Raw genomic sequence first — 25,453 nt, forward strand, 5'->3', positions numbered from 1 at the left:
GCCCCGGCACCGCCGACGCCGTGACCACCCCCGACCGAGAGGCGGCCCCGTGAGCCTGACCACCGACACCCTGACCGGTACCGTCGCCCGCCCCGCCCGCGGAGCGGCCCTCACCCTGCGCGGCGTACGGCTCGGGCACCGCGGGAGCCCCGTCCTCGACGGGGTCGACCTCACGGTCGCGGCGGGAGAGGTCCTGGCCGTCGTAGGCCCCTCCGGGTGCGGGAAGTCGACGCTGCTGCGGGCCCTCGCCGGACTGCTGCCGCCGCTCGGCGGCGCCGTCGAGCAGGACGGGCGGCCCGTCACCGGGCCGGACGCCGACCGGGCGCTGGTGTTCCAGGACGACGCCCTGCTGCCCTGGCGGACCGTACGGGCCAACGTCGAACTCCCGCTCGCGATCAAAGGATCCACGAACCCGGACGCGGACCCCGGCGACGCGGACCCCGGCGACCCTGCGGACCCCGGCGCCCACCCGGACCCCGGCGCCCCCGCGGGCCGCCCCCGCGGCCGGTCCTTCCCGGCCCGGCGGCGGGCCGCCCGGCGGCGCACCGCCACGGACTGGCTGGAACGGGTCGGGCTCGCGGAGCACGCGCACAAGCTCCCGCACCAGCTCTCGGGAGGTCAGCGCCAGCGCGTCCAGCTGGCCCGCGCCCTCGCCGCGCGCCCCCGCGCCGTCCTGATGGACGAGCCCTTCGGCGCGCTCGACGCCCAGACCCGCGCCGGGATGCAGGACCTGCTGGTCACGGTCCTCTCCGGGACCGGGGCCACCGTCGTCTTCGTCACCCACGACGTGGACGAGGCCCTGTTCCTCGGCGACCGCGTCGCGCTCCTCGGCTCCGGCCGGATCCTCGACGTCTTCGACGTCCCCCGCCCCCGGGACCGTACGGCGGCGGACCCCGCGCTCCGGCGCCAGGTCCTCGCCTCCCTCTGACTCCGCCCGCTCCACCCCGAAAGGCAGCGCACCGTGGACATCCCCCCGATCGGCGACGCCGAGGAACTCTCCTGCGACGTCCTCGTCATCGGCGGCGGCACCGCCGGCACGATGGCGGCCCTGACGGCCGCCGAGCGCGGCGCGCGCGTCCTGCTGCTGGAGAAGGCGCACGTGCGTCACTCCGGCGCCCTCGCCATGGGCATGGACGGGGTCAACAACGCCGTCATCCCCGGCCGCGCCGAACCGGACGACTACGTCGCGGAGATCACCCGCGCCAACGACGGCATCGTCGACCAGTCCACGGTCCGCCAGACCGCGACCCGCGGCTACGACATGGTGCGGCGCCTGGAGTCGTACGGGGTGAAGTTCGAGAAGGACGAGCACGGCGAGTACGCGGTCCGCCAGGTGCACCGCTCCGGCTCGTACGTGCTGCCGATGCCGGAGGGCAAGGACGTCAAGAAGGTCCTCTACCGGCAGTTGCGGCGCCGCGAGATGCGCGAGCGGATCCGCATCGAGAACCGGGTGATGCCGGTCCGGGTCCTCACCTCGCCCGAGGACGGCCGCGCGATCGGCGCGGCCGCCTTCAACACCCGTACGGGCGCCTTCGTGACGGTCCGCGCGGGGGCGGTGGTCCTCGCGACCGGGCCGTGCGGCCGGCTCGGACTGCCGGCCTCCGGTTACCTGTACGGGACGTACGAGAACCCGACCAACGCCGGGGACGGGTACGCGATGGCCTACCACGCGGGCGCCGCGCTCACCGGGATCGAGTGCTTCCAGATCAACCCGCTGATCAAGGACTACAACGGTCCGGCGTGCGCGTACGTCGCCAACCCGTTCGGCGGCTACCAGGTCAACCGGCACGGCGAACGCTTCGTCGACTCCGACTACTGGTCGGGCCGGATGATGGCCGAGTTCGCGGCCGAACTCGCCTCGGACCGGGGCCCGGTGTACCTCAAGCTCAGCCATCTCCCGGAGGAGACGGTGGCCTCGCTGGAGTCGATCCTGCACACGACGGAACGGCCCACGCGCGGCACCTTCCACGCGGGCCGCGGCCACGACTACCGCACCCACGACATCGAGATGCACATCTCGGAGATCGGCCTGTGCGGCGGCCACTCGGCCTCGGGCGTACGCGTCGACGACCACGCCCGCACCACGGTGCCCCGGCTGTACGCGGCGGGCGACCTGGCCTCCGTACCGCACAACTACATGATCGGGGCGTTCGTCTTCGGGGACCTGGCGGGCGCGGACGCCTCCCGGTACACGGCCTACGAGGGAGCCCTGCCGGCCGGTCAGGTGGCGGCGGCGCACGAGCTGATCTACCGGCCGCTGCGGCATCCGGACGGTCCGCCGCAGCCGCAGGTGGAGTACAAGCTGCGGCGCTTCGTCAACGACTACGTCGCCCCTCCGAAGACGGGGGCGAAGCTGTCGCTGGCGGTGGCGGCGTTCGACCGGATGAGCGGGGAGATCGCGGAGATGGGCGCGGCCACCGCGCACGAGCTGATGCGGTGCGCGGAGGTGTCCTTCATCCGGGACTGCGCGGAGATGGCGGCGCGGTCCTCGCTGGCGCGCACGGAATCCCGCTGGGGGCTGTACCACGAGCGCCTGGACCATCCCGAGCGCGACGACCAGGGCTGGCTGCACCACCTGGACCTGCGCAAGTCCGCGTCGGGGGCGATGGTGTTCACCGCCCGGCCGGTCGAGCCGTACGTGGTGCCGGTGCCCGGCTTCGAACCGTCGCCGTTCCCGTCCCGCGAGCTGGGCGAGGTCGCCCTCGTCCCGGTGGCCACGGCGGGCCCCCGCAGCACCGCCCCGGCGGCCGTCCCCGGCTCCGGGCACACCGGCGCCGGGCACACCGGCACCGGGCCCGCCGCCGCACCGGGCCCGGACGGGGACGCCGCCGCCGGCCCCGACACCGGCCCCGACACCGGCGAGCGGCTGCTGCGGCTGGTCGGGCTCGCCGAGGAGGAGCCGGATCTGGACGCCCTGCTGCCCTACCTCACGGACCCCGACCCGGCCCTGCGGGCGGCGGCCGTGGCCACGCTGGGCGAGACCCTGCCCGCCGGGGCCGGCCCGGCCCTCGCGGCACGGCTCGCGGACCCGGCCGGGCAGGTCCGCGCGGTCGCGGCGGCCGCGCTGCGGGAGCTCCTCGAAGTGCTGCCCGCCGAGCCCGCGCTGGCGGCCGGCCTGCGGACGGCCCTCACGGTCGCCGACCCCGCCGTCCGCTCGGCGGCCCTGGAGGCCCTGCGCGCCCTGCGGCTCGGCGACGCCGTGCTGTACGCCGCCTCGCTCGCCGACCCCGACATCGAGGTCCGGATCCACGCCGTGCGGGCCCTGGTCTCCGTCGACGCGGTACCGGACCTGGCGGCGGCCGCCGCCGATCCGGCGCGCGAGGTACGGGTCGCGGTGGCCAAGGGGCTCGCCGCGGTGCACGCCCCGGCCCCAGAGCCGTTGGACCCGCTGCTGGACGACGCCGATCCGCTGGTCCGGGGCGCCGCGCTGGCCGCCCTCGCGCGGGCGGGCTGCCCCGGCGGGTACGCGGTACGGGCCGCCGCCGCGCTGGACGATCCGGCGTGGCAGGTCCGGGCGGGGGCGGCCGGCGCCCTCGGGTCCGCCCCGGCGGACCCGGCCGTCCCGGCCCTCGCGAAGGCGCTGGCCGCCGACGCGAACGCCGACGTCCGCAAGGCCGCGGTGCTCGCGCTGCTGCGCCACCGGGACGCGGAGGGGGCCCGTACGGCGCTCGCCGGGGCGACCGGTGACCCGGACGCGGACGTCCGCGCGTACGCCGCCCGGGCCCTCTAGCTCATCCGTCCGGCCCGCCCGCGTGGCGGGCCGGAGCGGGCCGGACGCATGCTGCTCGGACAGCCGAAGTCCCCGCAGCGCAGGAGGCCCTGCCATGCTCGTGTCCACCCGCACCCTGGCCATCGCCGCCGCCGCGGCGGTGGCGCTCGCCCTCGCCCCGGCCGCCTCGGCCGTGGAAGGTCCGGCGCCGGACCCCCGCAACGGGAAGGCGATGCGCGACATGGCGACGGCGATCGCCGTGACCGCCAAGTACGTGGACGAACGGCAGGCCCTCAAGGACGGATACGTGCCGCACGGCGAGGCCTGCATGAACAATCCGTTCGGCGCGGGCGCCATGGGCTACCACTACGTCAAGCAGGCCAACTGGGGTTCGACGGACCCCGCGAAGCCCACCGCGCTCCTGTACAGCACCGAGAAGGACCGGCACGGCCGCCGCACGCTCCAGACCGTCGAGTGGATGGCCACCGACCGGGACCAGGACCTGAAGACCACCGACGACCGGCCGTCGATGTTCGGCCTGCCCTTCGACGGCCCGATGCCGGGCCACTGGGCGGGCATGCCGAAGCACTACGACCTGCACATGTGGGCGTACAAGGACAACCCGGCGGGCCGCTTCCACAACTGGAACACGGCCCTGACGTGCCCGAAGAAGACCCCGGCCGCAGCGGGCACCGCGCACGCGCACGGCCATTAGTCCCGCGACCGCAGGGCCATCAAGTGCCAGCCGCATATGACTCACCCGAAAGGGCGGTGTTCCTCGGATCCCCGGCGATACGCTGGTCGCACTCACGAGACTGCGGCTCATGGGAGCACTGATGAACCCGGAACACAGCTGGCCGATCCCGCCTCCGGGCGGCTGGACCGCGGACGACCTGGACACGCTTCCGAATCTGCCTCCTCACACGGAGCTGATCGACGGGAGCCTTGTTTTCGTGAGTCCGCAGACCCGTTTCCACCTGCGCGCGGTGAGCTTCTTCGAACGACAGTTGGAGTCCGTCGTGCCGGACGGACTGGAGGTGTTGAGGGAGTTCACCATCGACATCGACCGTCACAACCGTCCGGAGCCGGATGTGATCGTCGTCCCGAAGGAACCCGAGGAGGATCCGGACCAGACCCGGCTTCCCGCCGGTTCCGTCCGGCTCGCCATCGAAGTGGTGTCCCCGGAATCGGTGGCCCGCGACCGTGAGACGAAGCCGGTCAAGTACGCCCGCGCCATGATTCCGCATTTCTGGCGGGTGGAGAACAAGGAGGGCCGGGCCGTGGTCTACGTCTACGAACTGGAACCCGCGACCAGGGTGTACGTCGCCACCGGCATCTTCCACGACAGGTTGAAGGTCTCCGTCCCCTTCCCCATCGACCTGGACCTCACCCAGATCATGCCCGCACGCAGCGCCGGCTAGCTTCCCGGACGCACCAGGGCCCGGCTCCCCCCGTGGGAAGCCGGGCCCTGATGGTGTTCCGGACCGGTCAGCGGACGAACGTGCTCGCCTGCCCCGCCAGGTCCAGGAAGTACTGCGGGGCCAGGCCCAGGACGAGGGTGACCGCGACGCCGACGGCGATGGTCGTCATCGTCAGCGGAGAGGGCACCGCCACCGTCGGGCCGTCGGCCTTCGGCTCGCTGAAGAACATGAGCACGATCACCCGGATGTAGAAGAACGCGGCGATCGCCGACGAGATGACGCCGACCACCACCAGGGCTCCCGCGCCGCCCTCGGCCGCCGCCTTGAACACGGCGAACTTGCCGGTGAAGCCGGAGGTGAGCGGGATACCGGCGAAGGCCAGCAGGAACACCGCGAAGACGGCCGCGGTGAGCGGCGACCGCCGCCCGAGGCCCGCCCACTTGGACAGGTGGGTGGCCTCGCCGCCCGCGTCCCGCACCAGCGTGACCACGGCGAAGGCGCCGATCGTCACGAAGGAGTAGGCGCCCAGGTAGAACAGGACGGACTGGACGCCCTCCGCCGAGGTCGCGATGACACCGGCGAGGATGAAGCCCGCGTGCGCGATCGACGAGTACGCCAGGAGCCGCTTCACGTCGGTCTGGGTCACCGCGATCACCGCACCCGCCAGCATGGTGACGATCGCGACGCCCCACATCACCGGCCGCCAGTCCCAGCGCAGGCCCGGCAGGACCACGTACAGCAGCCGCAGCAGCGCGCCGAAGGCGGCCACCTTCGTCGCCGCGGCCATGAAGCCGGTGACCGGGGTCGGGGCGCCCTGGTAGACGTCCGGGGTCCACATGTGGAAGGGAACCGCGCCGACCTTGAACAGCAGGCCCGTCAGGATCAGCGCGCCGCCGATCAGCAGCAGCGCGTCGTTGCCCATGGTCGCGGCGAGCGCCGGGTCGACCTTGGTGACGGTGCCGTCCACGACGTCCGCGATCACCGCGTACGAGACGGAGCCCGCGTACCCGTAGAGCAGGGCGATGCCGAAGAGGAGGAACGCCGAGGAGAAGGCGCCCAGCAGGAAGTACTTGACCGCCGCCTCCTGCGACATCAGCCGCTGGCGACGGGCGACGGCGCAGAGCAGGTACAGCGGGAGGGAGAAGACCTCCAGCGCGATGAACAGGGTCAGCAGGTCGTTGGCCGCCGGGAAGATCAGCATGCCGGCGATCGCGAAGAGGGCCAGCGGGAACACCTCGGTGGTGGTGAACCCGGCCTTGACGGCGGCCTGCTCGCTCTCGCTGCCCGGTACGGACGCGGCCTGCGCGGCGAAGGAGTCCACCCGGTTGCCGTGGGCCTCCGGGTCCAGGCGCCGCTCGGCGAAGGTGAACACGGCCACGATCGAGGCGAGCAGGATGGTGCCCTGGAGGAACAGGGCCGGGCCGTCCACCGCGACGGCGCCCATGGCCGCGATGTGGGCCTTGCTGCTCCCGTACCCGCCGGCCGCGAGGCCGACGACCGCCGCGAAGGCCGAGGCCAGCGCGGCGACGGCGAGGAACACCTGGACGTAGTAGCGGGACTTGCGCGGGACGAAGGCCTCGACGAGGACGCCGAGGACGGCCGCGCCGACCACGATCAGCGTGGGCGCGAGCTGCGCGTACTCGATGTGCGGGGCCGGGATCCGGTCGACCGGTTCCGCGGCCAGTCCCCAAAGGCCTACAGCTGTCGTGCTCACTTGGCCGCCTCCACCTCGGGCTCGGGGTCGGTCTGCTGCACATCCGACATGGTGTGCTTCACCGCCGGGTTGATGATCTCGGTCAGGGGCTTGGGGTAGACGCCCAGGCCGATCAGCAGCGCGATGAGCGGGGCGACCACCAGCACCTCCCGCAGGCGCAGGTCCGGCATGGTGCGGACCTCCTCCTTCACGGGACCGGTCATCGTGCGCTGGTAGAGCACCAGGGTGTACAGCGCGGCGAGCACGATGCCGACGGTGGCGATGACGCCGACCACCGGGTAGCGGGCGAACGTGCCGACCAGGACGAGGAATTCACTGACGAACGGTGCGAGGCCCGGCAGGGAGAGGGTGGCGAGGCCGCCGATGAGGAAGGTCCCGGCGAGGACCGGGGCCACCTTCTGGACACCGCCGTAGTCGGCGATGAGCCGCGAGCCGCGCCGCGAGATCAGGAAGCCGGCCACCAGCATCAGCGCCGCCGTCGAGATGCCGTGGTTGACCATGTACAGCGTCGCGCCGGACTGTCCCTGGGAGGTCATCGCGAAGATGCCCAGGATGATGAACCCGAAGTGGGAGATCGAGGCGTAGGCGACGAGCCGCTTGATGTCGCGCTGTCCGACCGCGACCAGCGCGCCGTAGACGATGCTGATCAGGGCCAGTACGAGGATCACCGGCGTGGCCCACTTGCTGGCGTCGGGGAACAGCCCGAGGCAGAAGCGGAGCATCGCGAAGGTGCCGACCTTGTCGACGACCGCGGTGATCAGTACAGCGACGGGCGCGGTGGCCTCGCCCATCGCGTTGGGCAGCCAGGTGTGCAGCGGCCACAGCGGGGCCTTCACCGCGAAGGCGAAGAAGAAGCCGAGGAACAGCAGCCGCTCGGTGTTGGTCGCCATGTCGAGCGTGCCCGCGGCGCGGGCCGCGGTGATCTCCTGGAGCGAGAAGTTCCCGGCGACCACGTACAGCCCGATGACGGCGGCCAGCATGATCAGGCCGCCGGCCAGGTTGTAGAGGAGGAACTTGACGGCCGCGTACGAGCGCTGCGCGGCCGCGTTCTCTTCGGACCCGGAGTGGGCCCGGTCCCCGAAGCCGCCGATGAGGAAGTACATCGGGATGAGCATGGCTTCGAAGAAGATGTAGAAGAGGAAGACGTCGGTGGCCTCGAAGGAGATGATCACCATCGCCTCGACCAGCAGGATCAGGGCGAAGAAGCCCTGGGTCGGCCGCCAGCGCGAGCCCGCGGCGAAGCTGCTCTTGGCCGCTTCGGTCTCCAGCGGGTCGGCGTCGTTCCAGCCGGCCGCGATCACGAAGGGGATCAGCAGGGCGGTGAGCGCGATGAGCGCCACCCCGATGCCGTCCACGCCGAGTTCGTAGCGGACGCCGAAGTCGGCGATCCAGGAGCGGGATTCGGTGAGCTGGTAGCGGTCACCGCCCGGTTCGAAGCGGACCGCGACGAGCACGGCGAGGGCCAGGGTCGCCAGGGAGAAGAGCAGGGCGAGCCACTTGGCGACGGTCCGGCGGGCGGCCGGGACGGCCGCCGTCAGGATCGCGCCGACCGCGGGTACCGCGGCCGTCACCGTCAGAAGCGGGAAATTCATCTCACACCGCCCTCATCAGCAGGGTCGCGGCGATGAGGATCGCCGTGCCCCCGAACATCGAGACCGCGTAGCTGCGGGCGTAGCCGTTCTGCAGCTTCCGCAGCCGGCCCGAGAGCCCGCCGACCGAGGCGGCCGTGCCGTTGACCACTCCGTCGACCACGCTGTGGTCGAGGTAGACGAGCGAGCGGGTCAGGTGCTCGCCGCCGCGGACGAGGACGACGTGGTTGAAGTCGTCCTGGAACAGGTCCCGCCGGGCCGCCCGGGTGAGGAGCGAGCCGCGCGGGGCGACGACCGGGACGGGCTTCTTGCCGTACATGCCCCAGGCGATGCCGACGCCGATGACGAGGACGACCATGGTGGCCGCGGTCACCGTCATGGCGCTGACCGGCGGGTGGCCGTGCTCGTAACCGGTGACGGGCTCCAGCCAGTTCAGGAAGCGGTCGCCGATCTCGAAGAAGCCGCCGGCGAAGACCGATCCGAACGCCAGGATGACCATCGGGACGGTCATGGACTTCGGCGACTCGTGCGGGTGCGGGGCGTGGCCCTCACCGTCCGGCTGCCAGCGCTTCTCACCGAAGAAGGTGAGGAGCATGACGCGGGTCATGTAGAAGGCGGTGATGCCCGCGCCGAGCAGGGTCACTCCGCCGAGGATCCAGCCCTCGGTGCCGCCCTTCGCGAAGGCCGCCTCGATGATCATGTCCTTGGAGAAGAAGCCCGACAGGCCCGGGAAGCCGATGATCGCGAGGTAGCCGAGGCCGAAGGTGACGAAGGTGACCGGCATGTACTTCCGCAGGCCGCCGTACTTGCGCATGTCGACCTCGTCGTTCATCCCGTGCATCACGGAACCGGCGCCGAGGAAGAGGCCCGCCTTGAAGAAGCCGTGCGTCACCAGGTGCATGATCGCGAAGACGTAGCCGATGGGGCCGAGGCCCGCGGCGAGGATCATGTAGCCGATCTGCGACATCGTGGAGCCCGCGAGGGCTTTCTTGATGTCGTCCTTCGCGCAACCGACGATCGCACCGAACAGCAGCGTGACCGCGCCGACGACGGTGACCACCAGCTGTGCGTCCGGCGCCCCGTTGAAGATGGCGCCCGAGCGGACGATCAGGTAGACGCCCGCGGTGACCATGGTGGCGGCGTGGATGAGGGCCGAGACCGGGGTCGGGCCCTCCATCGCGTCCCCGAGCCAGGACTGAAGCGGCACCTGCGCCGACTTGCCGCAGGCGGCGAGCAGCAGCATCAGGCCGATCGCCGTCAGCGTGCCCTCGGAGGTCTCTCCCACGGAGCCGAGGACCGGCCCGAACGCGAAGGTCCCGAAGGTGGTGAACATCAGCATGATCGCGATCGAGAGGCCGATGTCGCCGACGCGGTTGACGAGGAAGGCCTTCTTCGCGGCGGTGGCCGCGCTGGGCTTGTGCTGCCAGAACCCGATCAGGAGGTAGGAGGCGAGGCCGACGCCCTCCCAGCCGAAGTACAGCAGCAGGTAGTTGTCCGCGATGACCAGCAGCAGCATGGCCGCGACGAACAGGTTGAGGTAGCCGAAGAAGCGGCGGCGGCGCTCGTCGTGCTCCATGTACCCGATCGAGTACACGTGGATGAGCGTGCCGACCCCGGAGATCAGCAGGACGAAGGTCATCGACAGCTGGTCCAGCTGGAAGGCGATGTCCGCCTGGAAGCCCTCCACGGGGATCCAGGTCCACAGCCGCTGGTGCAGGGTCCGGTCGTCGGCGCTCCGCCCGAGCATGTCGGCGAAGAGGGCGACGCCGATGCCGAAGGAGACGGCGGCGAGCAGGGTGCCGAGCCAGTGGCCGGCCTTGTCGAGGCGGCGGCCGCCGCACAGCAGCAGCACCGCCCCGAGCAGGGGCGCCGCGACCAGCAGCGCAATCAGGTTCTCCACTGTGAGCGCCCCTTACAGCTTCATCAGGCTGGCGTCGTCGACCGAGGCCGAGTGGCGGGTACGGAACAGCGACACGATGATCGCGAGGCCCACCACGACCTCCGCGGCGGCGACGACCATCGTGAAGAACGCGATGATCTGGCCGTCGAGGTTGCCGTGCATCCGGGAGAAGGCCACGAACGCGAGGTTGCAGGCGTTGAGCATCAGCTCGACGCACATGAACAGCACGATCGCGTTCTTCCGGATGAGCACCCCGGCCGCGCCGATGGTGAACAGCAGGGCCGCCAGGTACAGGTAGTTGACCGGATTCACTTGGATGCCTCCTCGCGGCCGAGGCGCTCCGAGGACGCCTGTTCCAGCGCCTTCAGGTCGTTCAGCGCCTCGCTGGACACGTCGCGGATCTGGCCGCGGGCCCGCAGCGTCTTGTTGACGGTCAGCTCGGACGGGGTTCCGTCCGGCAGCAGACCGGCCACGTCCACGGCGTTGTGCCGGGCGTAGACGCCGGGTGCGGGCAGCGGCGGGAGCTGCACGCCCTCGCGTACGCGCTTCTCGGCGAGCTCGCGCTGCGTGGCGGCCCGCTCGGTGCGCTCGCGGTGGGTGAGCACCATCGCGCCGACGGTCGCGGTGATCAGCAGGGCGCCGGTGAGCTCGAAGGCGAAGACGTACTTGGTGAAGATCAGCGTGGCCAGGCCTTCGACGTGTCCGCCGGAGTTGATCCGGCCGAGCCCGTTGAAGTGGCTGAGTCCGGCCTGGCCGATGCCGGCGATCAGCAGGGTGCCGAAGCCGAGCCCGCACAGGGCGGCGAGCCAGCGCTGTCCCTTGATGGTCTCCTTCAGGGAGTCGGCGGCGGTGACGCCGACGAGCATGACCACGAAGAGGAACAGCATCATGATGGCGCCGGTGTAGACGATCACCTGGACGACGCCGAGGAAGTACGCCCCGTTGGCGAGGTAGAAGACCGCCAGGATGATCATGGTCCCGGCGAGGCTGAGGGCGCTGTGCACGGCCTTCTTCATCAGGATCGTGGCCAGCGCGCCGATGACGGCGACGGTGCCCAGGATCCAGAACTGCACGGCCTCGCCCGTGGAGGTCAGGGAGCCGGCAGCGAGGGTGCCGGCGGCGAGGGCGCTCATGCCTGCACCTCCTCGGCGGGTTCCGCGACCTCGCCCTTGGAGACGGCGACCTGCCGGACCGTGTCCGGGGCGGCCCCCGTCACCAGCCCCCGGTAGTAGTCCTGCTCGTCGGTGCCGGGGAAGACGGAGTGCGGGGCCTCGACCATGCCCTCGGTCAGCCCGGCGAGGAGCTGCTCCTTGGTGTAGATCAGCGACTCACGGCTGGAGTCGGCCAGTTCGAACTCGTTCGTCATGGTCAGTGCCCGCGTCGGGCACGCCTCCACGCACAGTCCGCACAGGATGCAGCGGGCGTAGTTGATCTGGTACACCCGCCCGTACCGCTCGCCCGGGGAGTAGCGCTCCTCCTCCGTGTTGTCCGCGCCCTCCACGTAGATCGCGTCGGCGGGACAGGCCCAGGCGCACAGTTCGCACCCGATGCACTTCTCCAGACCGTCGGGGTGGCGGTTGAGCTGGTGCCGTCCGTGGAAGCGCGGAGCGGTGGTCTTCTGCTGCTCCGGGTACTGCTCGGTGAGGCGCTTCTTGAACATGGCCTTGAAGGTCACGCCGAAGCCGGCCACCGGGTTCTGCCACTTCTCGTCAGACATTCTCTGCACCCTCCTCTCGGTCACTGTCAGTATTCGTGCCGCCACTGACAATCAGCTCCCGCTCGCTGCGAGGCCGTCGGCGCGGTACGGGTGCCAGGTGCTGGCCGGGCTTGGGCGGTACGGGGAACCCGCCCGCCATCGGGTCGAACGGCTCGGCCGCGGCGGCCTCGCCGGCCTGCTCGGCGGCCGCCTTCTCGCGCTTGTCCCGGAACAGGTCGGCGACGAAGGACAGCAGCAGGATCGCGACGACGGCCCCGCCGACGTACAGGACGATCTCGCTGAAGTCGTAGGCCTCGTTGCGCAGTGCGCGGACCGTCGCCACCAGCATCAGCCAGACGACGGAGACCGGGATGAGGACCTTCCAGCCGAGCTTCATCAGCTGGTCGTAGCGCACGCGCGGCAGGGTGCCGCGGAGCCAGATGAAGAAGAACAGCAGCAGCTGCACCTTGAGGACGAACCAGAGCATCGGCCACCAGCCGTGGTTCGCGGCCTCCCAGTACGTGGAGATCGGCGCCGGGGCCCGCCAGCCGCCCAGGAACAGGGTGACGGAGACCGCGGAGACGGTGACCATGTTGACGTACTCGGCCAGCATGAACAGCGCGAACTTGATGGACGAGTACTCGGTGTTGAAGCCGCCGACCAGGTCGCCCTCGGACTCCGGCATGTCGAAGGGGGCGCGGTTCGTCTCGCCGACCATCGTGATGACGTAGATGATGAAGGAGACCGGGAGCAGGATGATGTACCAGCGGTCGGCCTGCGCCTCCACGATCGCCGAGGTCGACATCGACCCGGAGTAGAGGAACACCGAGGCGAACGCGGCGCCCATCGCGATCTCGTAGGAGATCATCTGGGCGCAGGAGCGGAGCCCGCCGAGGAGCGGGTACGTCGAGCCGGAGGACCAGCCGGCGAGGACGATGCCGTAGATGCCGACCGAGGCCACCGCGAGGATGTACAGCATCGCGATGGGCAGGTCGGTCAGCTGCATCGTGGTGCGCTGGCCGAAGATGGAGACCTCGTCGCCCGGGGGGCCGAAGGGGATCACCGCGATGGCCATGAAGGCCGGGATCGCCGCGATGATCGGGGCCAGGACGTAGACGACCTTGTCGGCCCGCTTGACGACGAGGTCTTCCTTGAGCATCAGCTTCACGCCGTCGGCGAGCGACTGGAGCATGCCCCAGGGGCCGTGCCGGTTGGGGCCGATGCGCAGCTGCATCCAGGCGACGACCTTGCGCTCCCACACGATGGAGAAGAGCACGGTCACCATCAGGAAGGCGAAGCAGAACACCGCCTTGACGACGACGAGCCACCAGACGTCCTTGCCGAACAGGGACAGGTCCTCCGCGGCCAGCTGGACGAGGTCACCGGGTACCGCGCTCACGCTTCCACCTCCGCAGTGGTGTCACCGGCGGCGGCCGGGGTCGCCGGGCCGATGCGTACGAGGGTGCCGGGGCGGGCTCCGGTGTCGGAGAACACGCCGGAACCGGTGGAGTTCAGCGGCAGCCACACCACCCGGTCGGGCATCTCGGTGATCCGCAGCGGGAGTTCGACCGTCCCGGCGGGGCCGGTGACGGCGAGAACGTCGCCGTTCTTGACGCCGGTCTCGGCGGCGGTGGCGGCCGAGAGCCGGGCGGGCGCCTCGTGCCGGGTTCCCGCGAGGGCGTCGTCGCCCTCCTGGAGCCGGCCGAGGTCCAGCAGCAGCCGGTGGCCGGCGAGGACGGCCTCGCCGGCGCCGGGGCGCGGCGGCGCCACCGGATCCGTGGACTGCTCCGCGGCGAGTTCCCCCTCCCAGGGGCCGAGCCGGTCCACTTCCCGGCGTACGGCGTGTACGTCGGGCAGGGCGATCGGCCGGTCCGCGGCGTCGGCCAGCATGTGCAGCACGCGGGCGTCGGCGGGGGCGAGGCGGCGGGTCATCTGGTCGGGCTTGAGTGCGGCCTCGAAGGGCCGGACCCGGCCTTCCCAGTTGATGAAGGAACCCGGCTTCTCGGCGACCGCGGCGACGGGCAGGACCACGTCCGCGTGGTCGGTGACCTCGCCGGGCCGCAGTTCCAGCGAGACCACGAAGGCTTCCTGGAGGGCGGTCCGGGCGCGGGCCGGGTCGGGCAGGTCGGTGACGTCGACGCCGCCGACGAGCAGGGCGGAGAGTTCGCGGGTGGCGGCGGCCTCGACGATCTGGCCGGTGTCGCGTCCGTAGCGGTGCGGGAGTTCGTCCAGCCCCCAGGCGGCGGCGACCTCGGCGCGGGCGCGCGGGTCGGTGGCGGGGCGGCCTCCGGGGAGCAGGGAGGGCAGGGCGCCCGCCTCGACGGCGGCCCGTTCCCCGGCCCGGCGCGGGATCCACACCAGGCGGGCCCCGGTCGCGGTGGCCGCCCGTACGGCGGCGGTCAGCGCGCCGGGCACGCCGGCGAGGCGCTCCCCGACGACGATGACCGCGCCGGGCTTGCGCAGTGCCTCCGCGGCTGCGGATCCGCCGGCCTCCAGGCCGCTGCGGGTGGCGAGGGCGTCCAGCCACTCGGGTTCGGTGCCGGGTGCGGCGGCCAGCAGGATGCCGCCCGCCTTCTCCAGGCCCCTTGTGCTGAAGGGGGCCAGCGCGAAGGTCTGCTGCTTGTGCTTGCGGTGCGCCTTGCGCAGGCGCAGGAAGACGCCGGGGGCCTCTTCCTCGGCCTCGATGCCGGCGAGCAGCACGGTCGGCGCGGCCTCCAGCGAGGCGTACGTGACTCCGGTGCCGTCGAGGTCCTTGCCGGTGCCGGCGACGGAGGCGGCCAGGAAGTCGGCCTCCTCGGCGCTGTGCACGCGGGCCCGGAAGTCGATGTCGTTGGTGTCGAGGACGACGCGGGCGAACTTGGCGTAGGCGTAGGCGTCCTCGACGGTGAGCCGGCCGCCGGTCAGCACGCCGGTGCGGCCGCGGGCGGCGGCGAGGCCGGCCGCGGCCGCCTCCAGGGCCTCGGGCCAGCTCGCCGGGGCGAGGATCCCGTCGGCGCCGCGCACCAGCGGGGTGGTGAGCCGGTCCGGGCGCTGCGCGTAGCGGAACCCGAAGCGGCCCTTGTCGCAGACCCACTCCTCGTTCACCTCGGGGTCCTCGGCGGCGAGGCGCCGCAGGACCTTGCCGCGCCGGTGGTCGGTGCGGGTCGCGCAGCCGCCCGCGCAGTGCTCGCACACGCTCGGGGAGGAGACGAGGTCGAAGGGGCGGGAGCGGAACCGGTAGGCGGCCGAGGTGAGGGCGCCGACGGGGCAGATCTGGATGGTGTTGCCGGAGAAGTACGACTGGAACGGGTCGCCCTCGCCGGTGCCGACCTGCTGGAGCGCGCCGCGCTCGACCAGTTCGATCATCGGGTCGCCGGCGACCTGGTTGGAGAAGCGGGTGCAGCGGGCGCACAGCACGCACCGCTCGCGGTCGAGGAGGACCTGCGTGGAGATCGGGACGGGCTTCTCGTAGGTCCGCTTGCGGCCCTCGAAGCGGGATTCGGCGTTGCCGTGCGACATGGCCTGGTTCTGGAGGGGGCATTCGCCGCCCTTGTCGCAGACGGGGCAGTCGAGCGGGTGGTTGATGAGCAGCAGCTCCATCACCCCGCGCTGGGCCTTGTCGGCGACCTCGGAGGTCAGCTGCGTGCGGACGACCATGCCGTCGGTGCAGGTGATGGTGCAGGAGGCCATCGGCTTGCGCTGGCCCTCGACCTCGACGATGCACTGGCGGCAGGCGCCGGCGGGGTCGAGGAGGGGGTGGTCGCAGAAGCGGGGGATCTCGATGCCGAGCTGTTCGGCGGCCCGGATGACGAGGGTCCCCTTGGGCACCGACAGTTCGATGCCGTCGATGGTGAGGGACACCGTGTTCTCCGGCGGTACCGCGGCCTCTCCGCCACCGGCGGGGGCGTGAGTGGTGACGGTCATGCGTTCACCTCCGTGTCAGCCCAGAGGGTCGACTTCTTGGGGTCGAAGGGGCAGCCCTTGCCCGTGATGTGCTGCTCGTACTCCGCGCGGAAGTACTTGAGCGAGGAGAAGATCGGGCTGGCCGCGCCGTCGCCGAGCGCGCAGAACGACTTGCCGTTGATGTTGTCGGCGATGTCGTTCAGCTTGTCGAGGTCGGACATGACGCCCTTGCCCGCTTCGATGTCGCGCAGCAGCTGGACGAGCCAGTACGTGCCTTCGCGGCAGGGCGTGCACTTGCCGCAGGACTCGTGGGCGTAGAACTCGGTCCAGCGGGTGACGGCCCGGACGACGCAGGTGGTCTCGTCGAAGCACTGGAGGGCCTTGGTGCCGAGCATCGAGCCGGCCGCGCCGACGCCCTCGTAGTCCAGGGGGACGTCGAGGTGTTCGTCGGTGAACATCGGGGTGGAGGAGCCGCCCGGGGTCCAGAACTTCAGCCGGTGCCCGGGGCGCATCCCGCCGCTCATGTCGAGGAGCTGGCGCAGGGTGATGCCGAGCGGGGCCTCGTACTGGCCGGGGCCGCTGACGTGCCCGGACAGCGAGTACAGCGTGAAGCCGGGGGACTTCTCGGTCCCCATCGCCTTGAACCAGTCCTTGCCCTTGTTCAGGATCGCGGGAACCGAGGCGATGGACTCGACGTTGTTGACGACGGTGGGGCACGCGTAGAGCCCCTCGACGGCAGGGAAGGGGGGCCGCAGCCGGGGCTGCCCGCGCCGGCCTTCGAGGGAGTCGAGCAGCGCCGTCTCCTCGCCGCAGATGTACGCGCCCGCGCCCGCGTGCACCGTGATGTCGAGGCCGCTGCCGAGGGCGTCCTTGCCGAGGTATCCGGCGGCGTACGCCTCGCGCACGGCCTCGTGCAGGCGCCGCAGGACCGGCACGGTCTCGCCGCGCAGGTAGATGAAGGCGTGCTGCGAGCGGATCGCGTAGCAGGCGATGATCATTCCCTCGATGAGGGAGTGCGGGTTGGCGAACAGGAGCGGGATGTCCTTGCAGGTTCCGGGCTCCGACTCGTCCGCGTTCACGACGAGGTAGTGCGGCTTCCCGTCGCCCTGCGGGATGAACTGCCACTTCATGCCGGTGGGGAAGCCCGCGCCGCCGCGGCCGCGCAGGCCCGAGTCCTTCACGTAGGCGATGAGGTCGTCCGGGGTCATGGCGAGGGCCTTGCGCAGGCCCTCGTAGCCCTCGTGGCGCCGGTAGGTCTCCAGCGTCCAGGACTGCGGCTCGTCCCAGAACGCCGACAGGACGGGGGCGAGGAGCTTCTCCGGGCTTCCGTTCTTGCTCAGCTCGGTGGACACGGACATCACTCCCCTCCCTCGGTGCCGGTCTCGCCGCGGGCCTCGCCCCGCGGGTGCACGATCGAGGCGTGCGGGCTCTCGCCGCGGGCGATGCGCAGGCCGATCAGGGAGGCGGGCCCGGCGCCGCCGGTCGCCTCCACCGCGCCCTCGCGTTCGTCCGGGAACCCGGCGAGGATCCTGGCCGTCTCCTTGTACGTGCACAGCGGCGCGCCCCGGGTCGGTTCGACCGGGCGGCCGGCGCGCAGGTCGTCGACGACGGCCTTGGCGGATTCGGGGGTCTGGTTGTCGAAGAACTCCCAGTTGACCATCACGACGGGGGCGTAGTCGCAGGCCGCGTTGCACTCGATGTGTTCGAGGGTGACCTTGCCGTCGGGGGTGGTCTCGTTGTTGCCGACCCCGAGGTGTTCCTTGAGCTCGTCGAAGATGGCGTCGCCGCCCATGACGGCGCACAGGGTGTTCGTACAGACGCCGACCTGGTAGTCCCCGGAGGGCTTGCGCCGGTACATCGTGTAGAAGGTGGCGACGGCGGTGACCTCGGCAGTGGTCAGGCCCAGCACCTCGGCGCAGAAGCGGATGCCGGTGCGGGAGACGTAGCCCTCCTCGGACTGCGTCAGGTGCAGCAGCGGCAGCAGCGCGGAGCGGCTGTCGGGGTAGCGGGCGATGATGTCCGCGGCGTCGGCTTCGAGCCGGGCGCGCACCTCGGCCGGGAAGTCGGGGGCGGGGAGCTGGGGCATCCCCAGCTGGATGTCTGTCATCGGTCGACGCCTCCCATCACGGGGTCGATGGAGGCGACGGCGACGATGACGTCGGCGACCTGGCCGCCCTCGCACATCGCTGCCATGGCCTGCAGGTTGGTGAAGGACGGGTCGCGGAAGTGGACCCGGTAGGGGCGGGTGCCGCCGTCGGAGACGACGTGGACGCCGAGCTCGCCCTTGGGGGACTCGACGGCCGCGTAGGCCTGTCCGGCGGGGACCCGGAAGCCCTCGGTCACCAGCTTGAAGTGGTGGATGAGGGCCTCCATGGAGGTGCCCATGATGTTCTTGATGTGGTCGAGGGAGTTGCCGAGGCCGTCGGGGCCCATGGCGAGCTGGGCGGGCCAGGCGATCTTCTTGTCGGCGACCATGACCGGTCCCGGCTCCAGCCGGTCCAGGCACTGTTCGACGATCCGCAGGGACTGGCGCATCTCCTCCAGGCGGATCAGGAAGCGTCCGTAGGAGTCGCAGCTCTCGGTGGTGGGCACGTCGAACTCGTAGTTCTCGTAGCCGCAGTACGGGTCGGACTTGCGCAGGTCGTGCGGCAGGCCGGCGGAGCGCAGGACCGGGCCGGTGGCGCCGAGGGCCATGCAGCCGGTCAGGTCGAGGTAGCCGACGTCCTGCATGCGGGCCTTGAAGATGGGGTTGCCGGTGGCGAGCTTGTCGTACTCCGGCAGGTTCTTCTTCATGGTCTTCACGAACTCGCGCAGCTGGTCGACCGCGCCCGGGGGCAGGTCCTGGGCGAGGCCGCCGGGGCGGACGAACGCGTGGTTCATGCGCAGGCCGGTGATCAGCTCGAAGACGTCGAGGATCAGCTCGCGGTCCCGGAATCCGTAGATCATGATCGTGGTCGCGCCCAGCTCCATGCCGCCGGTGGCGATGCACACCAGGTGGGAGGAGAGCCGGTTGAGTTCCATCAGCAGGACGCGGATCACGGTGGCGCGGTCCGGGATCTGCTCGGTGATGCCGAGGAGCTTCTCGACGCCGAGGCAGTACGCCGTCTCGTTGAAGAACGGCGTCAGGTAGTCCATGCGCGTCACGAAGGTGGTGCCCTGCGTCCAGTTCCGGAATTCGAGGTTCTTCTCGATGCCGGTGTGGAGGTAGCCGATGCCGCAGCGGGCTTCGGTGACCGTCTCGCCGTCGATCTCCAGGATCAGGCGGAGCACTCCGTGGGTGGACGGGTGCTGGGGCCCCATGTTGACGACGATCCGCTCGTCGTCCGCGCGGGCCGCCGACCGGACGATCTCGTCCCAGTCGCCGCCGGTGACGGTGTAGACGGTGCCCTCGGTCGTCTCGCGCGCGGAGGCGGGGTGGGCTGCGTGGTTCGAGGTGGGGGACATCAGCTGTACGACCTCCGCTGGTCGGGAGCCGGGATCTGGGCGCCCTTGTACTCGATGGCGATGCCGCCGAGCGGGTAGTCCTTGCGCTGGGGGAAGCCCTGCCAGTCGTCCGGCATCATGATCCGGGTGAGGGCCGGGTGGCCGTCGAAGACCAGCCCGAAGAAGTCGTACGTCTCGCGCTCGTGCCAGTCGTTGGTCGGGTAGACGGTGACGAGCGAGGGGACGTGCGGGTCGCCGTCCGGGACGGACACCTCCAGCCGCACGATCCGGCCGTGGGTGAGCGAGCGCAGGTGGTAGACGGCGTGCAGTTCGCGGCCCTTGTCCCCGGGGAAGTGCACCCCGCTGACGCCGGTGCAGAGCTCGAAGCGCAGCGCCGGGTCGTCGCGCAGGGTGGAGGCCACCCGTACGAGGTGCTCGCGGGCGATGTGGAGCGTGAGCTCCGCCCGGTCGACGACGACCTTCTCGATCGCGTTGCCGGGGACCAGGCCCTGCTCCTCCAGGGCGCCTTCGAGCTCGTCGACGACCTCGTCGAAGTACGAGCCGTAGGGCCGGCCCGTCTCCCCGGGCAGGGCCACGGTGCGGACGAGGCCGCTGTAACCGCTGGTGTCGCCGCCGTTCGCGGCGCCGAACATGCCCTTGCGGACGCCGATCACCTCGGGCCCGGCGGTGCCCCTGGGAGCAGGGACGTTATTGCCGTTCTCCACGGCCGGGTCGTCGCTCACCGAAGGAGCCCCTTCATCTCGATGGTGGGGAGCGCCTTGAGGGCTGCCTCCTCCGCCTCGCGCGCCGCCTCTTCCCGGTTCACGCCGAGCTTCGAGCCCTGGATCTTCTGGTGGAGCTTGAGGATCGCGTCCATCAGCATCTCGGGGCGCGGCGGGCAGCCGGGGAGGTAGATGTCCACCGGAACGATGTGGTCGACGCCCTGGACGATCGCGTAGTTGTTGAACATTCCGCCCGAAGAGGCGCAAACGCCCATGGAGATGACCCACTTGGGAGCGGGCATCTGGTCGTACACCTGCCGCAGTACCGGCGCCATCTTCTGGCTGACCCGCCCGGCCACGATCATCAGGTCGGCCTGGCGCGGGGAGCCGCGGAAGACCTCCATGCCGAAGCGGGCCAGGTCGTAGCGGCCGGCTCCGGTGGTCATCATCTCGATGGCGCAGCACGCCAGGCCGAAGGTCGCGGGGAAGACGGATGACTTGCGCACCCAGCCCGCGGCCTGTTCGACGGTGGTCAGCAGGAAGCCGCTCGGCAGCTTCTCTTCCAGTCCCATGGAGAATTCAGCCCCTCAGTCCCATTCCAGGCCGCCGCGGCGCCAGACGTAGGCGTAGGCGACGAAGACGGTGAGCACGAAGAGCAGCATCTCGACGAGCCCGAAGATCCCCAGGGCGTCGAAGGTGACGGCCCAGGGGTAGAGGAAGACAACTTCGATGTCGAAGACGATGAAGAGCATCGCCGTCAGGTAGTACTTGATGGGGAAGCGACCGCCGCCGGCGGGCATCGGGGTGGGTTCGATGCCGCACTCGTAGGCTTCGAGCTTCGCCCGGTTGTACCGTTTTGGGCCGATCAGCGTGGCCATGACCACGGAGAAGATCGCAAACCCTGCGCCGAGGGCGCCGAGCACGAGGATGGGTGCGTACGCATTCACGCTCCTCGCTCCTTCCAGTCGTCCTTGACCGTTGGACCGCTGTGCCGGCGCCGCGTGCACCGCCCCCGCGAAGATCGCCCCGAAGATCGGGACGGGGGCATGTGAGGCAGTTCACAAGCCGGACTGCTGCGCATCTTATGCCTGCCGGTCTGTGATCTGCGACACGGGTAACAACACCGAGTTTGTGATCTCCACCACCTGACGAACGATCATGAAGTCCGATGAGTGGTGATCTTCGTACGCAAGGCATCCACATGATCACCAAAGGTGACATCCGGGCCCGTCATCGCAGGTGGAAGGCGTGCTGCTCTATCAAATGGTGGCCGTTGCAGGCAAATTGGCACCAGTGCGGCCTCAGTGGTAAAGGAACCGCCGTCGCCCGGTCGGGGGAAGCCGGCGGGACGGGAGTGGACGCGAGGGGGAATACGGGTGCCGCGAGGGGGCACGAGGGGGGCCGGTGGCCGGAAGTCGACGGCGGGATGAAAGGGGAGCGGATGCTGTGCATCCGTTCACTAACCGCACGGCACGTTCACAGTCGGATCACGGACCGGCCACAGCGCCCGCACGGCGGGAGGTAACTGTGATCTGTGTCACACGGAATGAGCGCCGCCGAAAGAGGGCTTGGCCATCTGTGCGGGCCGATGGTAGGCCCTGGATCAATTCGGACTTAATTCTGAAACCCCATGATCACAGGCTTGTGAAAGTGTGTCCGATACGCCCGTTACGGCGTCAATAAGAGGCGCGACGCGCCCGGTTCGGACCCTCCGCGCGCAACTGTGGCGCAGACCACGTTTCTTGAAGCGGACGTCCACCCCCTGATAGCGGTTGTTCCCATGTCCCACACCGCTCACATACCCAGCCACCGGAAGCCCCGCCGCAGCGCCTCGAAGCTCGCGGTCCGCGCCGGAGTTGCCGGTGGCGTTCTCAGCACCCTGGCCATGGCCGGCACCGCGAGCGCGTCCCCGTCCGCAGAGCCCGTGGCCGAGACGACGCTGGAAATGCCGGTCCTCGACCTGGACCTCGGCGCCGAGGTGTCCTCGGCCGTCACCACGGCCGCCGAGACCACCCGCGTCGCCGCCGTCGAGGCCGCCGTGGAAGGCGAACTGAACGCCCAGGAGGAGAGCGCCCGTACGGGAGCCGCCGCCGAGGCGAAGCAGTCCAAGGAAGACGCCCAGAAGGCGGCGGAGAAGAAGGCGAAGGAGGAAGCGGACCGCAAGGCCGACGCCGAGCGCGCCACCCGCAACGCCGAGCGCACCTCCCTCCAGACCGCCTCCGGCTCCGACGACTCCGACGGCGGGTCCTCCTCGACCCCCTCCAAGGGCTCCAGCGCGGGCAGCGGCTCGGGCCAGGGCAGCGGCACCGTCACGGCGCCGGTCAAGGGCTCGGCCTCCGCGATCCTCAACTTCGCCCGCGCACAGCTCGGCAAGGCGTACGTCCTGGGCGGCACCGGCCCGTCCTCGTTCGACTGCTCGGGCCTCGTGCAGGCGGCCTACCGCCAGGCCGGCGTCTCCCTGCCGCGCACCTCGCAGGCACAGTCCACCGCCGGCCGCTCGGTGTCCCTGAGCGCCCTTCAGCCGGGCGACATCCTGTACTGGGGCTCCAAGGGCAGCGCGTACCACGTCGCCCTGTACGTCGGTGGCGGCAACTTCATCGGCGCGCAGAACCCCAACACGGGCATCGTCGAGCGCCCCATGAACTACGACAAGCCCACGGGCGCCGTCCGCCTTCTCTGATCGACTCGATCGCCACGCAGGGCCGGTGCTCCCCCGCTCGGGGGAGGAGCGCCGGCCCTGCGGCATGCCCGGAGCCGGGAGCCGGTCCCCCAACGCCCCCGTACGGCACTGCGCTTCCCCCCGGGAGGACGCACCGCACGGGAACCTCCCCGCCGCCGGGAAGCCCGCGGGAAGGCGCGCCTGCCGGCCCCAGGGCCCCGGACACCGCCGTTCCCCACCCGGCAGGGGCCCTGCGAAGATGGCCGCGTGCACCCGGCCGTGCGGCCGGACCGATCCTGGAGGCGGTGGTCCCGTGAGCGCGAACCCGTACGAAACGCACGGCGCCGGCGACCCCGCCGCCGCCCCCGCGGCCGGAGGGCTCGCCCTCCTCGCCGTCGGCGGCTGGCTGTTGGGCACCGTCCGCCCCTGGCAGAAGCCCGGCCCCCCGCTCGCCCTCGGCCTGGCATGGGCGCTCTCCGCCGCCCTGCTGCTGTCCGGCCTCGTCCTCCTGGCCCGCTGCGTACGCGCCGTCCACGGCGCCCCGGACGGCCCCGGGAACGCAGGAGCGGACCGGGACGGGGACACCCCGCACCGGCCCGCCGGCCTCTGACCCCCGCGCCGCTCAGGCCTTCGGGGCCACCTTGCTCAGCCCGTTGATGATGCGGTCCATCGCGTCCCCGCCCGTCGGGTCGGTCAGGTTGGCCAGCATCTTCAGCGTGAACTTCATCAGTACGGGGTGGGTCAGGCCGCGCTGCGTGGCCACCTTCATCACCTTCGGGTTGCCGATCAGCTTCACGAAGGCGCGGCCCAGCGTGTAGTAGCCGCCGTACGTCTCCTTGAGCACCTTCGGGTAGCTGTGGAGCGCCAGCTCCCGCAGCGCCGGCGTGGACCGGGCGTGCGCCTGCACGATGACCTCGGCGGCGATCTGCCCGGACTCCATCGCGTAGGCGATGCCCTCGCCGTTGAACGGGTTGACGAGCCCGCCCGCGTCACCGACCAGCAGCAGGCCCTTGGTGTAGTGCGGCTGCCGGTTGAAGGCCATCGGCAGCGCGGCCCCGCGGATCGGCTGCGTCATGTTCTCCGGGGTGTAGCCCCAGTCCTCCGGCATGGACGCGCACCACGCCTTGAGGACCTCGCGCCAGTCCAGTTCCTTGAACGCCGAGGAGGAGTTCAGGATGCCGAGGCCGACGTTGGACGTACCGTCGCCCATGCCGAAGATCCAGCCGTAGCCGGGCAGCAGCCGGTCCTGCGGACCGCGCCGGTCCCACAGCTCCAGCCAGGACTCCAGGTAGTCGTCGTCGTGCCGAGGCGAGGTGAAGTACGTGCGCACCGCGACGCCCATCGGGCGGTCCTCACGCCGGTGCAGGCCCATCGCGAGCGACAGCCGCGAGGAGTTGCCGTCGGCCGCGACGACCAGCGGGGCGTGGAAGGTGACCGGGGTCTTCTCCTCGCCCAGCTTCGCCTGCACGCCCGTGATGTGCCCGGTGCGCGGATCGCGTACGGGCTCGCCCACGTTGCAGCGCTCGTACAGGCGGGCGCCGGCCTTCTGCGCCTGCCGGGCCAGCGTCTCGTCGAAGTCGTCGCGCTTGCGGACGAGTCCGTAGTCCGGGTAGGAGGCGAGTTCCGGCCAGTCCAGCTGGAGCCGCTGCCCGCCGCCGATGATCCGCAGACCCTTGTTGCGGAGCCAGCCCGCCTCTTCCGAGATGTCGATGCCCATCGACACGAGCTGCTTGGTGGCACGCGGGGTCAGACCGTCGCCGCACACCTTCTCGCGCGGGAACGCCGTCTTCTCCAGCAGCAGGACGTCAAGTCCGGCCTTGGCGAGGTAGTAGGCGGTCGTGGAGCCGGCGGGCCCGGCCCCGACGACGATCACATCCGCGGAGTGTTCGGAGAGGGGCTCGGTCACTGCGGGGTCTCCCGAAGGCTCGATATAGGGTGCCAGGCGGCACCGGACAAGTGCAGTCTAAGCAGCGAGAGAGATCACGATCCGAAGGGCTGCCCCTATGACCACCTCGCCGACCCGGCCGCTCCCCGACGTACGCCTGCGCGTACCCACCGACGAGGACGCCCACGCCTGGCACGGCGTCTTCGACGACCCGGACGTGATGGAGTTCCTCGGCGGGCCCGCGGAACTGTCCTCGTACGTCGAATTCACCGCGCGGCAGCGGATGCACGACGCGCAGCGCGGCTACTGCCTGTGGACGCTGCTCGACGGGGACGGCGAGGTCATCGGCTTCACCGGCGCGCAGCCGTGGCCGGCGGAGAAGGCGTGGGGGCCGGTCGGCGAGATCGAGATCGGCTGGCGGCTGGGGCGCTCCGCGTGGGGGCGCGGGTACGCGTACGCGGCTGCGCTGGCCGCGCTGGAGCGGGTACGGGAGGCGGGGGTCCCGCACGTGGTGGCGATGATCGACGACGAGAACCAGCGGTCGATCGCGGTCGCGGAGCGGCTCGGAATGACGCTGGCGGAACGGTTCCCGCTCCCGAGCGGCACCCGCTACGGCCGCCGCTACGAACTCACACTGGCGACGCCCTGACCCCCACCCGGAGCGACACCTGGCCGGGGGGGGGGGGGGGGGGGGGGGGGGGGGGGGGGGGGGGGGGGGGGGGGGGGGGGGGGGGGGGGGGGGGGGGGGGGGGGGGGGGGGGGCGGGGGGGGGGGGGGGGGGGGGGGGGGGGGGGGGGGGGGGGGGGGGGGGGGGGGGGGGGGGGGGGGGGGGGGGGGGGGGGGGGGGGGGGGG

Annotated in this window: 22 protein-coding genes; 7 read left to right on the forward strand and 15 right to left on the reverse strand. The window is 71.2% G+C overall.

The window, feature by feature from the left end; all coding sequences use genetic code 11:
- Positions 1-55 precede the first annotated feature (55 nt).
- From AC07B0_RS10645 to AC07B0_RS10660, 4 genes are all read left to right on the forward strand, one after another.
- Positions 56-928, forward strand: a complete 873-nt coding sequence (locus AC07B0_RS10645) for an ABC transporter ATP-binding protein (RefSeq protein WP_478897609.1) — start codon at positions 56-58, stop codon at positions 926-928.
- 33 nt (positions 929-961) lie between these two features.
- The gene (locus tag AC07B0_RS10650) at positions 962-3,730 is read left to right on the forward strand and encodes a fumarate reductase/succinate dehydrogenase flavoprotein subunit (protein ID WP_478897586.1); all 2,769 of its coding nucleotides are present in this window, start codon (positions 962-964) and stop codon (positions 3,728-3,730) included.
- A gap of 94 nt (positions 3,731-3,824) precedes the next feature.
- A complete protein-coding gene (locus AC07B0_RS10655) occupies positions 3,825-4,424 on the forward strand; it encodes a hypothetical protein (RefSeq protein WP_469383367.1) in 600 nt (199 codons plus the stop codon).
- Between the two features lie 109 nt (positions 4,425-4,533).
- Positions 4,534-5,130, forward strand: coding sequence for a Uma2 family endonuclease (locus AC07B0_RS10660; RefSeq protein ID WP_469383368.1), 597 nt, complete (start codon positions 4,534-4,536; stop codon positions 5,128-5,130).
- 67 nt (positions 5,131-5,197) lie between these two features.
- Here the strand turns inward: AC07B0_RS10660 and nuoN are convergent, their stop codons facing one another.
- From nuoN to AC07B0_RS10730, 14 genes are read right to left on the reverse strand one after another with little or no spacing between them, the layout of a single operon-like run.
- Positions 5,198-6,844 (reverse strand): NADH-quinone oxidoreductase subunit NuoN, encoded by a 1,647-nt coding sequence (gene nuoN, locus AC07B0_RS10665; protein ID WP_356872764.1) that lies wholly within the window; start codon positions 6,842-6,844, stop codon positions 5,198-5,200.
- Positions 6,841-8,436, reverse strand: coding sequence for an NADH-quinone oxidoreductase subunit M (locus tag AC07B0_RS10670; protein ID WP_356872762.1), 1,596 nt, complete (start codon positions 8,434-8,436; stop codon positions 6,841-6,843). The genes nuoN and AC07B0_RS10670 overlap by 4 nt, the downstream gene beginning before the upstream one ends.
- 1 nt (position 8,437) lies before the next feature.
- A complete protein-coding gene (gene nuoL / locus AC07B0_RS10675; protein ID WP_356872760.1) occupies positions 8,438-10,333 on the reverse strand; it encodes an NADH-quinone oxidoreductase subunit L in 1,896 nt (631 codons plus the stop codon).
- Between the two features lie 12 nt (positions 10,334-10,345).
- A complete protein-coding gene (gene nuoK, locus AC07B0_RS10680) occupies positions 10,346-10,645 on the reverse strand; it encodes an NADH-quinone oxidoreductase subunit NuoK (protein ID WP_030864698.1) in 300 nt (99 codons plus the stop codon).
- Entirely contained in the window at positions 10,642-11,466 is an 825-nt protein-coding gene (locus AC07B0_RS10685; protein WP_356872758.1) for an NADH-quinone oxidoreductase subunit J, read from the reverse strand. Before AC07B0_RS10685 ends, nuoK begins: the two co-directional genes overlap by 4 nt.
- A complete protein-coding gene (gene nuoI, locus AC07B0_RS10690; protein ID WP_356872756.1) occupies positions 11,463-12,050 on the reverse strand; it encodes an NADH-quinone oxidoreductase subunit NuoI in 588 nt (195 codons plus the stop codon). The genes AC07B0_RS10685 and nuoI overlap by 4 nt, the downstream gene beginning before the upstream one ends.
- Entirely contained in the window at positions 12,043-13,428 is a 1,386-nt protein-coding gene (gene nuoH / locus AC07B0_RS10695; protein ID WP_356872754.1) for an NADH-quinone oxidoreductase subunit NuoH, read from the reverse strand. The genes nuoI and nuoH overlap by 8 nt, the downstream gene beginning before the upstream one ends.
- The gene (locus AC07B0_RS10700) at positions 13,425-15,932 is read right to left on the reverse strand and encodes an NADH-quinone oxidoreductase subunit G (RefSeq protein WP_478863570.1); all 2,508 of its coding nucleotides are present in this window, start codon (positions 15,930-15,932) and stop codon (positions 13,425-13,427) included. Before AC07B0_RS10700 ends, nuoH begins: the two co-directional genes overlap by 4 nt.
- Entirely contained in the window at positions 15,929-17,269 is a 1,341-nt protein-coding gene (gene nuoF / locus AC07B0_RS10705) for an NADH-quinone oxidoreductase subunit NuoF (RefSeq protein WP_478897589.1), read from the reverse strand. Before nuoF ends, AC07B0_RS10700 begins: the two co-directional genes overlap by 4 nt.
- Positions 17,269-18,018, reverse strand: a complete 750-nt coding sequence (nuoE, locus tag AC07B0_RS10710) for an NADH-quinone oxidoreductase subunit NuoE (protein WP_478897591.1) — start codon at positions 18,016-18,018, stop codon at positions 17,269-17,271. The genes nuoF and nuoE overlap by 1 nt, the downstream gene beginning before the upstream one ends.
- A complete protein-coding gene (locus AC07B0_RS10715) occupies positions 18,015-19,355 on the reverse strand; it encodes an NADH-quinone oxidoreductase subunit D (RefSeq protein WP_356872746.1) in 1,341 nt (446 codons plus the stop codon). Before AC07B0_RS10715 ends, nuoE begins: the two co-directional genes overlap by 4 nt.
- On the reverse strand, positions 19,355-20,077 hold the full coding sequence (locus AC07B0_RS10720) for an NADH-quinone oxidoreductase subunit C (protein WP_356872744.1): 723 nt from the start codon (positions 20,075-20,077) through the stop codon (positions 19,355-19,357). Before AC07B0_RS10720 ends, AC07B0_RS10715 begins: the two co-directional genes overlap by 1 nt.
- Positions 20,074-20,628 (reverse strand): NuoB/complex I 20 kDa subunit family protein, encoded by a 555-nt coding sequence (locus AC07B0_RS10725; RefSeq protein ID WP_007265818.1) that lies wholly within the window; start codon positions 20,626-20,628, stop codon positions 20,074-20,076. Before AC07B0_RS10725 ends, AC07B0_RS10720 begins: the two co-directional genes overlap by 4 nt.
- Positions 20,629-20,643: 15 nt before the next feature.
- On the reverse strand, positions 20,644-21,003 hold the full coding sequence (locus AC07B0_RS10730) for an NADH-quinone oxidoreductase subunit A (protein ID WP_030773548.1): 360 nt from the start codon (positions 21,001-21,003) through the stop codon (positions 20,644-20,646).
- Between the two features lie 833 nt (positions 21,004-21,836).
- On the opposite strand from AC07B0_RS10730, the gene AC07B0_RS10735 reads away from it, so the two are divergent.
- Together AC07B0_RS10735 and AC07B0_RS10740 are read left to right on the forward strand one after the other, a co-directional pair.
- Positions 21,837-22,736, forward strand: a complete 900-nt coding sequence (locus AC07B0_RS10735; protein WP_356872741.1) for a C40 family peptidase — start codon at positions 21,837-21,839, stop codon at positions 22,734-22,736.
- A gap of 292 nt (positions 22,737-23,028) precedes the next feature.
- Positions 23,029-23,325 (forward strand): hypothetical protein, encoded by a 297-nt coding sequence (locus AC07B0_RS10740; RefSeq protein WP_356872739.1) that lies wholly within the window; start codon positions 23,029-23,031, stop codon positions 23,323-23,325.
- A gap of 12 nt (positions 23,326-23,337) precedes the next feature.
- Here AC07B0_RS10740 and AC07B0_RS10745 read toward each other — a convergent pair whose 3' ends face one another.
- Positions 23,338-24,621: a geranylgeranyl reductase family protein gene (locus AC07B0_RS10745; RefSeq protein WP_467294932.1), complete on the reverse strand. Its 1,284-nt coding sequence runs from the start codon at positions 24,619-24,621 to the stop codon at positions 23,338-23,340.
- Between the two features lie 97 nt (positions 24,622-24,718).
- Between AC07B0_RS10745 and AC07B0_RS10750 the strand changes: the two genes are divergently transcribed.
- A complete protein-coding gene (locus AC07B0_RS10750; RefSeq protein WP_356872735.1) occupies positions 24,719-25,249 on the forward strand; it encodes a GNAT family N-acetyltransferase in 531 nt (176 codons plus the stop codon).
- Positions 25,250-25,453 lie beyond the last annotated feature (204 nt).

It is taken from the genome of Streptomyces sp. NPDC044704 (genome assembly GCF_056433525.1).

Coding starts and splice junctions, on each gene's coding strand:
- AC07B0_RS10670 (WP_356872762.1), bottom strand. CDS start 8,436: ATGAATTTCCCGCTTCTGACGGTGACGGCCGCGGTACCCGCGGTCGGC.
- AC07B0_RS10750 (WP_356872735.1), top strand. CDS start 24,719: ATGACCACCTCGCCGACCCGGCCGCTCCCCGACGTACGCCTGCGCGTA.
- AC07B0_RS10715 (WP_356872746.1), bottom strand. CDS start 19,355: ATGTCCCCCACCTCGAACCACGCAGCCCACCCCGCCTCCGCGCGCGAG.
- AC07B0_RS10735 (WP_356872741.1), top strand. CDS start 21,837: ATGTCCCACACCGCTCACATACCCAGCCACCGGAAGCCCCGCCGCAGC.
- AC07B0_RS10655 (WP_469383367.1), top strand. CDS start 3,825: ATGCTCGTGTCCACCCGCACCCTGGCCATCGCCGCCGCCGCGGCGGTG.
- AC07B0_RS10660 (WP_469383368.1), top strand. CDS start 4,534: ATGGGAGCACTGATGAACCCGGAACACAGCTGGCCGATCCCGCCTCCG.
- AC07B0_RS10725 (WP_007265818.1), bottom strand. CDS start 20,628: ATGGGACTGGAAGAGAAGCTGCCGAGCGGCTTCCTGCTGACCACCGTC.
- AC07B0_RS10685 (WP_356872758.1), bottom strand. CDS start 11,466: ATGAGCGCCCTCGCCGCCGGCACCCTCGCTGCCGGCTCCCTGACCTCC.
- nuoI (WP_356872756.1), bottom strand. CDS start 12,050: ATGTCTGACGAGAAGTGGCAGAACCCGGTGGCCGGCTTCGGCGTGACC.
- nuoE (WP_478897591.1), bottom strand. CDS start 18,018: ATGACAGACATCCAGCTGGGGATGCCCCAGCTCCCCGCCCCCGACTTC.
- nuoF (WP_478897589.1), bottom strand. CDS start 17,269: ATGTCCGTGTCCACCGAGCTGAGCAAGAACGGAAGCCCGGAGAAGCTC.
- AC07B0_RS10700 (WP_478863570.1), bottom strand. CDS start 15,932: ATGACCGTCACCACTCACGCCCCCGCCGGTGGCGGAGAGGCCGCGGTA.